The organism is Pacificibacter marinus (assembly GCF_900109555.1).
Taxonomy (GTDB): domain Bacteria; phylum Pseudomonadota; class Alphaproteobacteria; order Rhodobacterales; family Rhodobacteraceae; genus Celeribacter; species Celeribacter marinus_C.
Genome location: NZ_FNZV01000001.1, coordinates 180,752 through 195,489 on the forward strand (window position 1 = coordinate 180,752; position 14,738 = coordinate 195,489).

Below are 14,738 nucleotides of genomic sequence, written 5' to 3' on the forward strand. Positions count from 1 at the left end.
TTAAATGGGGCGAAAGGGCGACCAAAGCCGCCCCTTTTCAATCACTACACATCAGATGCGCTTAGATGTCGAGAAACACCGTTTCGCCGTCACCTTGCAGACGGATATCAAAGCGATATTTGCCCTCACCCGTCTTTTTCGCAATCAGCGTTTGCACGCGTGGGGTCTGTTCAATCCGCGACAAAAGCGGATCACCCGCGTTGTTTTCATCATCGAAATAGATGCGTGTTTGCAGACCAACATTGATGCCACGCGCGACGATCCAAAGCGAAATATGCGGTGCTTGCATCACGCCATACCGCGATCCAACACGACCCGGCTTTACAGTCCGCAACGTGAATTCGCCGGTTTCAGCATCGGCCGCAAACCGACAGTATCCGTGCACCTTAGGATCAGCACCATCCTGCTTGGAAAACTTGCCCTGCGCATCTGGCTGCCAACTTTCGATCAACGCATCGCGCAGCGCCCAGCCCGTGCCATCGTAAACAGACCCAGTAATTTCAATAACTTCGCCTAATGCACCCTCTTCAATCGGGCTTTGACCAAGTTCTTCGTCATAGTAATTTTCCATGCCAGCATGCGCTTGAATCAAACCGATATGCACATATGGACCAGCCGTTTGCGATGGCGTTTCTTGTAAAACATCGAGAGATTGTACCATTCTCAAAGCCCCTCCAACTTGTTTTCAAACATCGTTTGGCGACGCCCGCGCAACACGATATCAAATTTATACGCCAAGAAATCCAACGGTCGTGATTTGGAAAAATCAAGCGGCGCGACAAGGCGATCCAACTGACTGCGATCTTTGATCGTCGCCGCGATAGGACAGTGATTGATCAACGGATCACCTTCAAAGTACATCTGCGTGATCAAGCGCTGGCCAAAGCCAGACCCGAACACAGAAACGTGGATATGCATGGGGCGCCAATCGTTGCCACGGTTCGGCCACGGGTACGCGCCAGGGCGAATGGTCAAAAATTCATAGTACCCGTTTTCGTCGGTCATCGTGCGACCGCACCCACCAAAATTCGGATCAAGCGGCGCAAGATAACCGTCTTTTTTGTGACGATACCGCCCGCCTGCATTGGCCTGCCAAATCTCGACCAAAGTGTTGCGCACAGGACGATTGTTTTCGTCCAAAACGCGCCCATGCATCAAGATGCGCTCACCAACAGCAGGTGCTTCGCCGCGTGTGTAATTCAAAATCAGATTGTTGTCGTGCGGGCCAAATTTGTTGTGACCGAATGCGGGCCCAAACTCTTCTGACGCAGAACTTTCCATCGACACCAACGCCCATTTCGGTGAGCGCGGCACAGATGTTTTATAGGCCGGATCATAGGGCACGGGGTGAATATCACGGTTGCGGGGCATCAAAGCGTCTTGATCACGCATCAGATGAATCCTCCATTTCAGCGTAGGTAGCTTTCGCCAATTTGATCGCATGGTTCGCACGTGGGACGCCTGCGTAAATGGCAACATGTTGGAACGCTTCCATCACATCGCTTTGACTTGCGCCCGTGTTTGCTGTGGCGCGAATGTGCATCGGAATCTCTTCGAAATTACCAGTCGCAGCCAACAAGGCCAGCGTTAACATCGATCTTTCGCGGCGTGAAATCGCATCAGACGACCATACAGTGCCCCACGCGCTTTCAGTAATAAGCGTTTGAAACCCAAGATCCAGCTCGGATTTATTGGCCTCTGCGCGATCCACATGAGCGTCCCCCAAAACCTCGCGGCGGGTCTTCATGCCTTGATCAAAACGTGATGTCATCAAGCGGTCCTTTTTAAAATCTGTCGTCAATTCAATTGCACCACACGCCGCATTACGGCGCTTTTGAAACGCATCTGCATGACGTCCTCTTCTGAACTGTTTTGCCATAGCTTTCATGCAAATAAAAATATAATAATCATCAAATAACATAACCCACAGGTTATCAATGATTGATCCACGCATTCGCTTTCGCCACTTAAATTGCTTTTTGGAAACCGCGCGCCTTGGCTCTTTGTCGATGGCGGCCCAAGCATTGCATGTCTCGCAACCTGCCGCATCCAAAAGCATCAAAGAGTTGGAAGACATTTTAAGCGTCAGCCTGTTTGACCGCTCTGGTCGCAGGCTGGTTTTGACCCATGCAGGCCGCACATTTCAACAACACGCGGGCGCTGCCATGATCGATTTGGGCCGTGCCCAAGACATGATCCGCGACATCCCGCGCCAAAAAACCAAACTGGCCATTGGCGCTTTGCCCACCGCCGCTACAGACCTTTTGCCGCGTGCCTCTTTGCAGTTTCAGTCCGACAGACCCGATTGTTTGATCCGCGTCAGCACAGGTCCGAACTGGATGCTTTTATCGCAACTGCGCGAAGGCATTTTGGATATGGTCGTGGGCCGTATGCCCCAAAGTGGCACGATGGACGGGCTGTCGTTTCGCCAGCTTTATTCCGAACGTGTTGTGCCCGTGGTGCGCCCTGATCACCCGCTTGATCGCGCCGATTGGTCCCCCCAAGACTTGCGGGATTTCCCGCTGATGTTACCCCCCTCTGGCGCGGTTATATCGCCCATGGTGCGGGCCTATTTGTACAACAACGGGATTAGCAATCCTGATCCAGAATTTGAAAACGTATCTTTGGCCTTTGGCCGGCATGTGGTGCAAAACTCAGATGTGGTTTGGTTCATTTCACAAGGGGTTGTGCGCAATGACATTGCCGCAGGCACGTTAAAATCACTACCACTTCAAGATGTTATGCTGGGCGGGCCCGTTGGTGTATCGATGCGGGACAGCAGTTTGATTACACCAGAACAACGCCATCTTTTGGAATGCCTGGTGGATGCAGCCAGCGTGCCTCACCCTTAAGCGCCTTCAAAACTGCCCCATCAGAACGGCAAACCAATATAGTTTTGCGCCAAATCTCGTCGCGCGGTTTCCGATGTTTTCAGGTGGCTAAAAGTCGCTTTGCGCATCTGCGCGGCAAAGCTGTCTTCGCCATCAAACTGATGCATCATTGTGGTCATCTGCCAGCTAAATCGCATGGCTTTCCAAATCCGCTCAAGCGCCTTTTCCGAATAACCATCGATGCCGCTGAGATCATTTTCTTTAAACACTTTGATCAGCGCGTCTTTCAAATAATGCACATCCGACACCGCCAAATTCAGTCCCTTAGCACCGGTTGGCGGCACAATATGGGCAGCGTCCCCGACCAAAAATAGATTGCCCCATTTCAAAGGCTCAGACACGAAAGAGCGCAACGGAGCGATGGATTTTTCAATGGACGGTGCCATGACAACTTTGTCCGCAACATGCGTAGGCAGGCGTTTTTTGAACTCTGTCCAAAAGCGTGCGTCGCTCCAATCTTCGACCTTATCGGTCAGCGGCACTTGTACATAATGGCGCACAAGATTTTCGTTGCGCATCGACGCAAGTGCAAATCCGTGCTTGGAATTGGCGTAAATCAACTCATCGGCAATTGGCGGCGTTTCAGATAAAATCCCAAGCCAACCAAAGGGATAGACCCGCTCAAACTCTTGGCGCACATCGGCAGGAATGGTTTTGCGCGACACCCCGTGAAACCCATCACAGCCAGCAACATAAGCGCACGTCACACGGTGACGCACCCCGTCGAGCGTGTAGTCCACATAAGATTCCGCCTCGTGCAAATCGTAGATTTCCACGTCCTCAACGCCATGAATGATCGTCGTGCCCATGGCGTCTTGGGCCGCGTAAAGATCGGTGGTGACCTCGGTTTGGCCGTACACCATCACCTGTTTGCCAGTCAGCGCATGAAAATCAATGTGCACAATCTCGTCATCATCCGACAAATAGCACCCATCATGCGGGTAACCTTGCGCATCCATCCGCGCGCCAACACCCGCTTCACGCAGCAATTCAACGGTGCCCCATTCCAACATTCCGGCACGAATACGCGACAACACATGTTTACGGCTTGCGCGTTCCAAAACGACAGTCTCGATGCCATTTTTGTTCAACAATTGCGACAACAGCAGCCCAGATGGACCACCGCCGATGACTGCGACTTGCGTTTTCATAACTCTCTCTTCCCTCGGTGCGTAAATCCCACTTTATGCGCATCTCAGCGCCTAAGGAATGGACGCGCAAAGCAATAAATGGTACTAATCATGCATGAACATTCCAAAACCTATCCCCGTTTTCACCCTATTTGGGGAACAAGGCAGCTTTCCCGATGTGGTACATTGCGAGCGCATTCACGCCCGTGCAGGACTGACAGATTGGGTCATATCCCCTCATCGACACGACCAAATGGCGCAAATATTTCAAATCGAAAGCGGCGCTGCCTCGGTGCAAATCGATGGTACAACGCTAACCCTTTCAGCCCATGAATTCCTATATATACCTGATAAAATCGTACACGGTTTCGACTTCACACGCGGGACTGAGGGACTTGTTCTCTCATTTCCCCTACCGGTCTTGACCTCACTTGCGCCGCGCACCCCCGCGCTGACACAGCTTTTATCAACCCCCAGCATGGGACAGGTTCCGAAACCCATGGCACAGTTGCTTGTTCAGCTTGCAACCTGTTTTGACACCTCTGGTACATTTCGCACCCAAAGGCTTGTGGCGCTCAGCCATGCCATTTTAACCGAAGTTGCCGAAATAAGCGCAAAATCCACAACGCTCTCAGCAGGGCATCAAACATTGGAACAGTTCAACATGCTCCTGCAACGCCACCTCAACGATGGCTGGCGGCCCAGTGATTTCGCCAGCGCATTGTCGATCACAACGGGCCATCTAAGCCGCATTTGCCGACAAACCACAGGGAAATCAGTGTCGGCATATATTGAAACAACCGTGATGACCGAAGCCAGCCGCCTGCTGGCATTCACGCGCCTGTCGGTGGCAGAGGTGGGCTACCGATTGGGCTACAATGATCCGCCCTATTTTTCACGCCGCTTTCGCAAGGTCTGCGGCATGACACCAAGCGCCTATCGCGCTCGATTTTTGACCCAAACCAGCGCCGCCGATTAAAACGGCAAAGCAACAGGCAAAGGACGCCGCGCAACCCGCGACGCCAAACGGTCAATCCGATCAGCATCACCTGATTGCTGTGCAACTTCGGACATACGCACCCAAACAGCGCGAAAAAACAACTCGGCTGTCAGTGCCATAAACTCATACCCAAACAAGGTTGGGTCATCAGCGGCCTCAACTGTGGCTCGTGCATTTTTCCATGTCTGGGTCAGTTTGTGCAGCTCGACTGTCTGACCAAGTTCGCCGATCAAACATTCAAATGCATCGGCACCAGCACCGCCTTGCGCGCGCAATCCTCGCGTCACCAAACCCGCAGCATGAATGCCATTGGCGCCTTCATAAATGGATGCGATGCGGGCATCGCGCCATGTTTGCGACACACGGTATTCGGTGAGATATCCATATCCCCCAAGCACTTGCAGTCCTAAATCCGCAGATGTGATCCCTGCTTCAGTGCAAAAGACTTTGCAAATCGGCGTTAAAAAATCGACCAACTCTGGGCGTGCCCCCAGCGCCAATTCGACTATCGCAACATGCGCCATCGCCCGCGCCCCAAGTGCAAGACTGTCTTGGGTTTCCAGCATCCGAATAACATCAGCATGGTCGCTCAATACGGCGTCATGCCCCTCAGATGTGCGCCCTTGCTTGCGTTCTTTCGCATAGGTTGCGGCAATATCATGGGCACGCGCGGCGTGGGCCACACCTTGCAATGCCACGTCCAAACGCGCGTGGTTCATCATGGTAAACATGGCCTTTAGGCCCGCCCCCTGCGCGCCGATCAATTCTGCCTGCGCCCCGTCAAATGACATCTGACATGTGGGCGATGCGTGCAGGCCCAATTTTTCTTCGATCCGCGTGACCGTGATGGCATTTTTAGTGCCCCCGACATCGCTGGGACACAAGAACAATGACAGTCCCTTGACCCCGTCAGACACGTCACCCGTGCGGGCCAAAACCAGATGCAAAATACCGCTCGATAGGTCTTGATCTCCACCAGAGATAAATATCTTTTCACCGTGAATTTTCCAAGTCGCACCATCGGCCACCGCTTTGGTGCGGATGCGTGACAAATCCGACCCTGCGCCAGATTCTGTCAAGCACATGGTCGACAGCACATCCCCCGATGCAAGGCGCGGAATCCAGTCGTTTTGCTGCGTCTCACTGCCAAATTTTAACAGGGTTGAAATAGCACCAGGCACAAGATTGCAGACCATTTGCAGCGCGTGATTACCGCCAGAAAACACTTCAGACACAGCTGCTGCCGTCAGCGTATCCATCTGCAGGCCTCCGAATTTTTCAGGCGCGGTCAGGCCTTGCCACCCGCCTTCGACCAGTTGTGCAAATGCGTCTTTATAACCATCGGGCATCAAGACTTTGCCATCTTGCAAACGACACCCTTGTGCATCGCCTTGTGCGTCAATGGGGGCCAAAACGCCCTCGGCAAAGCTTGCAAAGTGCGCAAGAATTTCACCCGTCATATCGCCATCAAACTGATCGATCCGCGCTGCCTCAGCCACATGAACCAAAGACCAAATAATGTCAGCACTCGGGGATTTGAACGGAGTCATTGCATATCCTTTTAGACGAAAGGGGCGAAAATTCTGCGCAGAAAACGGGTGGAAACGTGACAGGAGCCATACACAAAGCTGACAGACTGCCGACGCTGGCCCGACAGAAAACCGATAGATATCAGACGCTAGTTTTGGGGTTAATGTCAGGCAGACACACCCAGCAACCGCATGGCGTTTTCTTTCAAAATGAGCGGGCGTACGTCGTCGCGAAACTCTGCTTGATCAAACGCATTGAGCCATTTTTCGGGTGCAATCATCGGCCAATCAGATCCGAACAACATTTTCTTTTTCAGCATCGTATTGGCGTAGCGGATCAAGATCGGCGGGAAGTATTTTGGCGACCAACCTGACAGGTCGATATAGACGTTTGGCTTATGAGTGGCGATTGAAAGTGCTTCTTCTTGCCACGGGAAACTTGGATGTGCGAGCACGATAGGCATGTCGGGGAAATCGACGCAAATATCGTCTATATACATAGGGTTAGAATACTTAAGGCGCATCCCATTACCGCCGCGCATGCCCGCCCCAACGCCTGTTTGACCGGTGTGAAATAGCGCGGGTTTGCCCGTTTCAGCTATGGCTTCGTACAGATCGTAGGCCATGCGATCATTAGGGTAGAACCCTTGCATGGTTGGGTGGAACTTAAAGCCTTGGACGCCGTGATTTTCGACCAAATCACGTGCTTCACGGGCGCCCATTTTGCCTTTGTGCGGATCGATAGAGGCGAAGGGGATCAAGATGTCATCGTTCTTGGCGCAAGCGTCAGCGACCTCATAATTGTCATAGCGGCGATAGCCCGTTTCGCGCTCGGAATCGACAGGAAAGATCACCGCAGCGATATTCATCTCACGGTAATGCGCAGCGGTTTCATCGATGGTCGGCGGGTGCGCCCAAGGCGCGCCAAAGTACTTTGCCATCGTGCTTTGCAACGCGTCATAACCATCATCCGCGTGACATCCACAGGCCTCTTCGGCGTGGGTATGAAAGTCGATGGCACGTACTTTTGAAAAATCTACCATAGTTTTATTCCTTAAATCCGGATCAACGCGGGATCTTCGTTGTCGTACAAACGTTCGATCAAATCAGCGCGACGCGTGATAATTTTGCGCACATTCAACGACCCTTTGTCGGTGATCTCGTGGTCTTTCAGCGAAGGTGCTTCAGATAAGATTATGGCACGTGAAATACGCTTGGCAGAGCCTGAGGATGTACTGGCAAGTGCTCGCAAACGTTCATCAATTTGGGCGTGCAATTGCGCGTCAATCACTGCACCGTTCGAGGAGTTGTCACCGTGAACCTGCGTGGGGCGAGGAAAAATAAGCAGACCAATTTGATCACGGTCATGACCGCAAATCACCACGTCTTGCACCAAACCCTGCAAAACATCCAAAGCATCAAGACGCAGCTTGCCCGCCTGTACCCAAGTGCCCGTTAACAATTTGAAGTCCTCTGACACGCGACCATCAAACACCAGACCACGGTCGACATCATTCACGTCAACAAACTTGACCGCATCGCCCGTGATCAAAAAGCCATCATCATCAAAAGCTTCTGCAGTTTTCACCGGATCTCCATAATAGCTTTTCATGATGTTGTGCCCTTTGACCCGCAACTCGCAGCGCATTTCATCATCTGGCAAAAGCTTAATTTCAGTCCCCGGAAGAGGCACGCCAATCACACCAGAGCGTCCGATGGGTTCGTGCAGCATCACAGTCGCAGGCGCGGTTTCGGTCATCCCCCACGAGGAAATCATCAAAGGCAAACGCCCGCGTTCTTGCATCGCGGCCCGTTCCAGAGATGTCCAAACATCTTGCGGCAGGGACGCGCCAGCGTAGAACAACATATCGAGATCGCTCATATAAGCTTTGCGCAGCTCTGTATTGGTGTCCATTTCCGCAGCAAGCATTGCAAATCCCACAGGCACATTGAATGCCAAAGTGCCGGGACGCGACATGATATTTTCCACCGTGCGCGCAAAGCCCTTTTTGGTAGGTTTTCCGTCATCAATGTAGAAGGTGCCACCATGGGCGAGCATCATGTTGACGTTATGCGAGCCACCGAACACGTGGTTCCATGGCAGCCAGTCGTTGATCACTGGTGGGCGCTCTTTGAGAAAGGGCAGTACTGACGCCATTTGCGCTTGGTTGACGCACATCATCTTTTGCGTGGTCAAAACGCCTTTGGGATCGGATGATGACCCCGAGGTGAACAAGATTTTTGCCAGCGTGTCAGGCGTGACCTTGGCATGAACTGCGTCCACATCGACGGATGCGTCACCTTTCAACAAATCAGAAAAAGCTGTCACATCACGGAGGGCACCGTCAGTTTGGCTGGCGACAATTTCCACACCGTCCAGATTGGGCAAACCAATCGCTGTGGCATAACGTGCGGCATCATCCACAAAGGCCATCGCGGGTTTGATTTTATCGAGCACGTAAATCAAACGGCCATGGGCCTCGGTGATCAGTGAATATTGTTCGGCCAAGGGCGATGTCGGCACGCCGGCATATTGTGCGCCCAGCGACAAAAGCGCGTGATCGACAGAGTTGCCAGACATTATCACAATCGGCGTATCTGGCCCCATGCCACGTGCGGCCAAACTGGATGCGATACCACGAACGGCTGCCAACACCTGCGCATAGGTCAATTCGCGCCACCCATCACCGCTGCGTTCAGCCAAGAACACGCGATCAGGGGCCTCGTGTGCCCATTTGTGCAACCAAACGCCTGTGTTTTCCACGACAGCATCCAAGGGATGGCGGCTTTTCAAAATGATGTGGTCTGCGGATTTCGTCGCCTCAACAGCATGCGGGACCAAATTCAGGCCTGTTGTTTGGTCAATCATATGTCACCCTTAGGTTTGCGTTTTAGGTGTATCGATCCGCCCCAAAAGGCCACGCAATGTATCGCGTTCATTCTGGCTTAAATCCGAAAATATTTTGTCTTCGTGGGCGTGCACCACTTGGTTGGCTTTGGCCAAAAGTGCCGCACCTTCGGGCGTTGTGTGCAGCGCGTATGACCGCCTATCGCCTTCAACCCGATTGCGCGAAATCAGGTCTGTGTTTTCCAATTCATCGACCAAAACCACCACACCAGAGCGTTCAATTTTTAACGTCTGTGCCAGTTGTGATTGGGTCAAATTGGGGTTCTCGGCGACCACGTTAAGCGCCGAGAATGTCATTGTGCGCAGGCCCAAAGGCTCAAGCGATTTCATCAAATCCGCATGGACCAAAAGATAGACCCGTTTCAAATTGTAACCTGCAAATTGGCGCAGATTGAGATCTGTCATTTCATGGGCCATGGGAACGTCCTTGTTGAGAATGTGCTAGTTGGCGACCAAATCGACGAGCCAAAAGCTCAGAACTGGGAAGCTCACCAAAAGCGCAATGCGGCAGAATTCCGCGATGATAAAAGGGGTGGCCCCGCGAAAGATTTGGCTGGTCGGAATGTCTTTGGCCATGGACGAGATCACGAATAAATTCATGCCCACAGGCGGTGTGATCAACCCCATTTCCACCACCACAAGCGTAATAATGCCAAACCACATCGCTTGTTGTTCTGGCATAAGTCCAAAATCAAGCGCCATGATGGTTGGAAAAAACACAGGGACGGTCAGCAAAATCATCGACAGACTGTCCATGACGCAGCCCATAACCAAGTAGAATGCCACCATTGCCAACATGATCCACATCGGTGCGATATCTACACTGCTGAAAAAATCCGCCACTTCTATGGGCATCCGGCTGAGCGCCAAAGCCACATTGAAAATGTCCGCGCCAAAGACGATGGCAAAGATCATCGCAGAAGACGCAGCTGTGTCGATCAAGCAATCCACAAGGCCCCGCAGGCCTAGTTTGCGCGTGCCAAACCCCACAAGTAGAGTCATGACAACACCGACAGAAGCCCCTTCGGCCGGGGTGAAAAACCCGCCATAGATGCCGCCCAAAACGACCACAAAAATCAAAACAATGTGCCAGATTTGTCCCAAAGATTTAAGGCGCACAGACAGCGGAGCTTTGGCTTGTCTGGGGGCCTCATTGGGGAACACACGCACATAAATCGCGATGGCGATAAAGAAGCCAGCCACGGCCAAAAGCCCTGGGATCGTCGCTGCCAAAAACAGCTTTACGATGTTTTGCTCAGTCAAAAGAGCATATATAATCAACACAATAGAGGGCGGTATCAAAATCCCAAGCGTCCCGCCAGCCGCCAAAGACCCTGCTGACAAAGCGCCAGAATATCCAGCTTTGCGCATCTCGGGCAGTGCCACGCGCGCCATTGTCGATGCCGTAGCCAAAGACGATCCTGAGATTGCCCCAAACATCGCACACCCCGCAACCGATGCCATCGCCAATCCGCCGCGCAAATGGCCGATCCAAGCGTTCGAGGCGGAAAACAAAGACGCTGAAATGCCAGAGCGCGTGGCGATGTGGCCCATCAGAATAAACAGTGGAACGATGGCAAATTCATACGACATGAATTTATCGACCCACGCGCCATTGAGATAGGCCAGCAAGCCTTGTGTGCTCGACAAAAGAATGTAGCCGACAGCGCCAATAACCCCCATGCCCAAAGCGATAGGCATGCGCAAAAAGATGAGCAACAAAAGCACGACGACCATCAAAGTCGCGATTGTAAAAGCATCCATTATGTCGCCTCCAAAGCGCGAAAAATCGGGCTGATCATCGGTAGCCCCGTGATCAATGCGACAATTGAGGACAACCCAGTGCCAAAGACAGCAGGCACAAACGCCCACCAAACTGAGGCTTTCAGCAACATGGTTCGGTCCCCGTATTCGTAAATATGTCCAAGGCCGATGATCAGGCGCCAGCACAACACAGCCCAAACAGCAGCAAAGCACAGCGTCCAGAATCCATCGATGCGTTTTTGCGTCGACTGCGACAAACGCAGCGTGAACAAATCAACCATGACGTGGCCTTTGTTCAATTGACACAAAGGTAAGAAAAGCGAGGCGCAGGTCACACAGACCAATTCAACGAGTTCGAAATCCCCACGTACGCCGCCAAATCCGAGGTTCCTCATCACCACGGAATAGGCCACCACCAGTGAGGCTACGAAAATCGTAGCCCCCCCGATGCCAGCACTGACAAGGCAAAGTGTACGTAGCCCGCGGTGCACGAAGGTTGCCCCTCCCTGCACCACTGTGTGTTGCGCCTGCTCTGTCATATTTAGCCCGCGTCAAGCAGTTCGTTGATACGGTTCAAAATGGCTTGCCCATCGTGCCCTGCATCATTGAGTGTTGTTGCCCAAGCTTCATGGATCGGTTTCGCCACCTCAGACCAGCGCGCGATTTCATCGGCTGGGATCTGGTGAATTTCGTTACCGTTCTTTTCAACAACTGAACGACCAAAAGCTTCTGCGCCGTCGAATGTTTTACCAACACGCTGTGACAGTTCGATACCGGAATGCGCATCAATCACACCGCGCAGATCGTCGCTCATGCCCTCGTATGTTTTTTCGTTCATGACGATTGCAAACGGGTTGGTGTAGATGCCGCGCGCGCCGGGCGCCGCTTCGGATGAGAAACTGGTCAGTTCTTGAAGTTTGTACGCAGGCACAACTTCAAAGGGCAAACAGCAGCCATCAATCACGCCATTGGTCAGACCAACGACCATGTCAGACACAGGGAAAAACACAGGCTCTGCGCCAAGGGCAGCCAAAAGATCGCCAGTGCCTTGGTTTGGCGCGCGCATTTTTGTGCCGACAAGATCAGCCGCAGACAAAACTGGCGCTTTGGTTGTGTGCATCTTGCCGCCATCGTGCGTGTGGAACGCAAGCGTTTTCAAACCCTTGTATTCACCCTCACCGAATTCATCCATGATCTTGTGCATCACAACAGATGTTTTTTCAGCGTTGGTCACCATGAAAGGCAGGCCTAAAGTTTCAGCCACCAAATACCGACCAGTTGTGTAGGCGGGCAAGGTCCATGAAATGTCGCAGATACCTTGGCGGGCTTGGTCTGCAAGTTGACCTGGCTTGCCGCCAAGTTGCATCGCTGGGAACACTTGCACATCGAGTGCCCCGCTGGACGCCTCTACAAGTTCCGCAGCCCATGTGTCAAAGAATTTGCCCATAGGCGCTTGGGGTGGCAAAAAATGGTGAACCCGCAAAGTTTGCTCAGCAGCGTTTGCTTGTTTCAAGAATGCAGGTGTCGCCAAAGCGGCCCCCATTGTGGCCATAGCGGCGCGGCGTGTTAAAGTTGTCATTGGTCGTCCTCCCTAAAATTTCAATCTGATGTGGTGTGCAAAACGCAATATTGTTGGCGAAGTTACGCACACATCAGTCTTTTCTCGTGGTGCCTCCCAGCACGACAAGTCTTTCATATGCCTACCGGAAAACCGGTCTGCGTTTTTCCAAAAAGGCATTCAGGCCCTCAGCAGCATCTTCGCTGGTTTGCGACACAGCCGCACACAGACTTTCTGTAAACAGACCATCTGCGCGAGACATATCTGAAATCCGGCTGATTGCTTGGATCATCATATAGTTCGACAGACTAGCATTTTTCGCGATGCCTTCAGCCAGTTTGCGTGCCAAAGGCAGCGCCTCTCCCGTGCTTACGCTATAGTGTGTGAGCCCCAAATCAAGCCCTTGTTCCGCGTTATATTTGCGGCCTGTTAACATCATCTCGCCCATGCGGTCCGCGCCCATAATACGTCCAATGCGCACGGTTGCGCCACCGCCGACAAAAATACCGCGCATGCCTTCGGGCAGTTGGAAAATTGTGCCCTCTTCCGCGATGCGCACATGGGTGGACGCGGCAAGTTCAAGCCCGCCACCGATCACAGCGCCAAACATTGCAGAGACCACAGGCAAGCCGGAAAACTGGATCATATCCATCACGCGATGCCAATTGCGAGAATGGCGCAGCGTGCCTTCGGCGTTGCGCGCTTTGTGTTCTGACAGATCAAGCCCAGAGCAATAATGCCCCGCAGTGCCCGTCAAGACCACCACACGTACGTCTTCAGGGGGCTTGGCAAAAAACGCTTCGATTTCATTCAAAAGTTCATCGCACATCGCATTGCGTTTATCGGGACGGTTCATCGTGAGCGTGGCAATAGGGCCATCGATATCGATCAAAAGCATGTTGGCTTGGGCGGTCGGCGCGGCAGTATCTGACATAAGACTTGGGTCTTTCTTGCTTTTGGTATCGGCGTTTATTTGATCGGCATCCGCGTGGCCGCATCAATGCGGATCACAGTACCGTTGAGCATCGGGTTCTCAACAATGCTTTGAACAAGTTGCGCATATTCATCGGGCGCGCCCATACGATTTGGGAAAGGGACATTGGTTAAGATTTGCGCTTTCGCTTCATCGGGCAACCCCGCACTCATGGCGGTTTCAAACAACCCCGGTGCGATGGTCATCACGCGAATGCCAAAGCGTGCCAACTCGCGCGCGGCGGGCAAGGTCATTGACGCCACGCCACCTTTGGACGCGGCATAGGCGGATTGACCAATTTGGCCATCTTCAATCGCGACAGAGGCGGTGTTGATGATCACCCCGCGCGCACCATCATCGCCTTGCGGGTCAAGCTTGGCCATTGCGCGTGCTGCGATATTCAAAACGGTATAAGTGCCGATCAAATTGACGCGCACAGTGCGATCAAACGCATCGATAGTCAGCGTGCCATCGCGGGGCAAAATGCGTGTGGCCGTGCCGATCCCAGCGCAAGACACCACAATCGACGGGGCTGAGCCAAGCGCATCATGCGCCGCAGCAAATGCTGCTTCGACCTGATCCGCATTCGACACATCAGCCGCAAGCGCCAGACCACCGATGTCATTCGCTACGCTCTGCGCAGCCTCAAGGGATACATCCAAAACGGCAACACGCGCGCCTTGCGACGCCAAACGACGTGCAGTCGCTGCGCCCAAACCACTTCCGGCACCTGTGACAAGTGCGACGGCTTTATTGACCTGCATGGATTCCCCTCCCATTTGGGATGCAGAATGCAGTTAGCAATACTGTTCTGTCAATGAACAATTAACTCAGCAAGTCTTTTGCAGAATGCATACATAAATAAAACAATATAAACAGATACTTAAATCATCTAAATCTATAACTTCATACAGCGTCATAATATTTTAAAGTTCCACCACAGAACCAAAACGCACAAATCAATACGCGGCACGCACGATTCCAA

At 52.6% G+C, this 14,738-nt stretch carries 15 protein-coding genes; 2 read left to right on the top strand and 13 right to left on the bottom strand.

Annotation, left to right across the window (positions count from 1 at the left end; genetic code table 11):
- Nucleotides 1-61: 61 nt before the first annotated feature.
- The 3 genes from pcaG to pcaC are packed head-to-tail and all read right to left on the bottom strand — an operon-like array spanning nt 62 to nt 1,771.
- A complete protein-coding gene (gene pcaG, locus BM025_RS00830) occupies nt 62-661 on the bottom strand; it encodes a protocatechuate 3,4-dioxygenase subunit alpha (protein ID WP_085847369.1) in 600 nt (199 codons plus the stop codon).
- A 2-nt stretch (nt 662-663) separates the two neighbouring features.
- Nucleotides 664-1,392 carry a protocatechuate 3,4-dioxygenase subunit beta gene (gene pcaH / locus BM025_RS00835; protein ID WP_085847368.1) on the bottom strand — a complete coding sequence of 243 codons (729 nt, stop codon included), beginning with the start codon at nt 1,390-1,392 and terminating at the stop codon, nt 664-666.
- Nucleotides 1,385-1,771, bottom strand: a complete 387-nt coding sequence (gene pcaC / locus BM025_RS00840) for a 4-carboxymuconolactone decarboxylase (RefSeq protein WP_085847571.1) — start codon at nt 1,769-1,771, stop codon at nt 1,385-1,387. Before pcaC ends, pcaH begins: the two co-directional genes overlap by 8 nt.
- Nucleotides 1,772-1,937: 166 nt before the next feature.
- Between pcaC and BM025_RS00845 the strand changes: the two genes are divergently transcribed.
- Nucleotides 1,938-2,852 (top strand): LysR substrate-binding domain-containing protein, encoded by a 915-nt coding sequence (locus BM025_RS00845; protein ID WP_085847367.1) that lies wholly within the window; start codon nt 1,938-1,940, stop codon nt 2,850-2,852.
- A gap of 20 nt (nt 2,853-2,872) precedes the next feature.
- On the opposite strand, the gene pobA is transcribed toward BM025_RS00845, so the two are convergent.
- Nucleotides 2,873-4,042, bottom strand: a complete 1,170-nt coding sequence (gene pobA, locus BM025_RS00850) for a 4-hydroxybenzoate 3-monooxygenase (protein ID WP_085847366.1) — start codon at nt 4,040-4,042, stop codon at nt 2,873-2,875.
- Between the two features lie 94 nt (nt 4,043-4,136).
- Between pobA and BM025_RS00855 the strand changes: the two genes are divergently transcribed.
- Complete coding sequence (locus BM025_RS00855) at nt 4,137-5,000, top strand: helix-turn-helix domain-containing protein (protein WP_085847365.1); 864 nt, start codon at nt 4,137-4,139, stop codon at nt 4,998-5,000.
- Here BM025_RS00855 and BM025_RS00860 read toward each other — a convergent pair.
- From BM025_RS00860 to BM025_RS00900, 9 genes are all read right to left on the bottom strand, one after another.
- Nucleotides 4,997-6,571, bottom strand: a complete 1,575-nt coding sequence (locus BM025_RS00860; RefSeq protein ID WP_085847364.1) for an acyl-CoA dehydrogenase family protein — start codon at nt 6,569-6,571, stop codon at nt 4,997-4,999. The genes BM025_RS00855 and BM025_RS00860 overlap by 4 nt on opposite strands.
- A 146-nt stretch (nt 6,572-6,717) precedes the next feature.
- Nucleotides 6,718-7,593: an amidohydrolase family protein gene (locus BM025_RS00865; RefSeq protein ID WP_085847363.1), complete on the bottom strand. Its 876-nt coding sequence runs from the start codon at nt 7,591-7,593 to the stop codon at nt 6,718-6,720.
- An 11-nt stretch (nt 7,594-7,604) separates the two neighbouring features.
- Nucleotides 7,605-9,419, bottom strand: a complete 1,815-nt coding sequence (locus tag BM025_RS00870) for a feruloyl-CoA synthase (RefSeq protein WP_085847362.1) — start codon at nt 9,417-9,419, stop codon at nt 7,605-7,607.
- A gap of 9 nt (nt 9,420-9,428) precedes the next feature.
- A complete protein-coding gene (locus tag BM025_RS00875) occupies nt 9,429-9,875 on the bottom strand; it encodes a MarR family winged helix-turn-helix transcriptional regulator (protein ID WP_085847361.1) in 447 nt (148 codons plus the stop codon).
- 24 nt (nt 9,876-9,899) lie between these two features.
- Nucleotides 9,900-11,222: a TRAP transporter large permease gene (locus tag BM025_RS00880; RefSeq protein WP_085847360.1), complete on the bottom strand. Its 1,323-nt coding sequence runs from the start codon at nt 11,220-11,222 to the stop codon at nt 9,900-9,902.
- The gene (locus tag BM025_RS00885; RefSeq protein WP_244515373.1) at nt 11,222-11,713 is read right to left on the bottom strand and encodes a TRAP transporter small permease; all 492 of its coding nucleotides are present in this window, start codon (nt 11,711-11,713) and stop codon (nt 11,222-11,224) included. The genes BM025_RS00880 and BM025_RS00885 overlap by 1 nt, the downstream gene beginning before the upstream one ends.
- Before the next feature lie 50 nt (nt 11,714-11,763).
- Nucleotides 11,764-12,801, bottom strand: coding sequence for a TRAP transporter substrate-binding protein (locus BM025_RS00890; RefSeq protein ID WP_085847358.1), 1,038 nt, complete (start codon nt 12,799-12,801; stop codon nt 11,764-11,766).
- A gap of 121 nt (nt 12,802-12,922) precedes the next feature.
- On the bottom strand, nt 12,923-13,714 hold the full coding sequence (locus BM025_RS00895) for a crotonase/enoyl-CoA hydratase family protein (RefSeq protein WP_085847357.1): 792 nt from the start codon (nt 13,712-13,714) through the stop codon (nt 12,923-12,925).
- Nucleotides 13,715-13,749: 35 nt separating this feature from the next.
- Entirely contained in the window at nt 13,750-14,517 is a 768-nt protein-coding gene (locus BM025_RS00900; protein ID WP_085847356.1) for an SDR family NAD(P)-dependent oxidoreductase, read from the bottom strand.
- Nucleotides 14,518-14,738 lie beyond the last annotated feature (221 nt).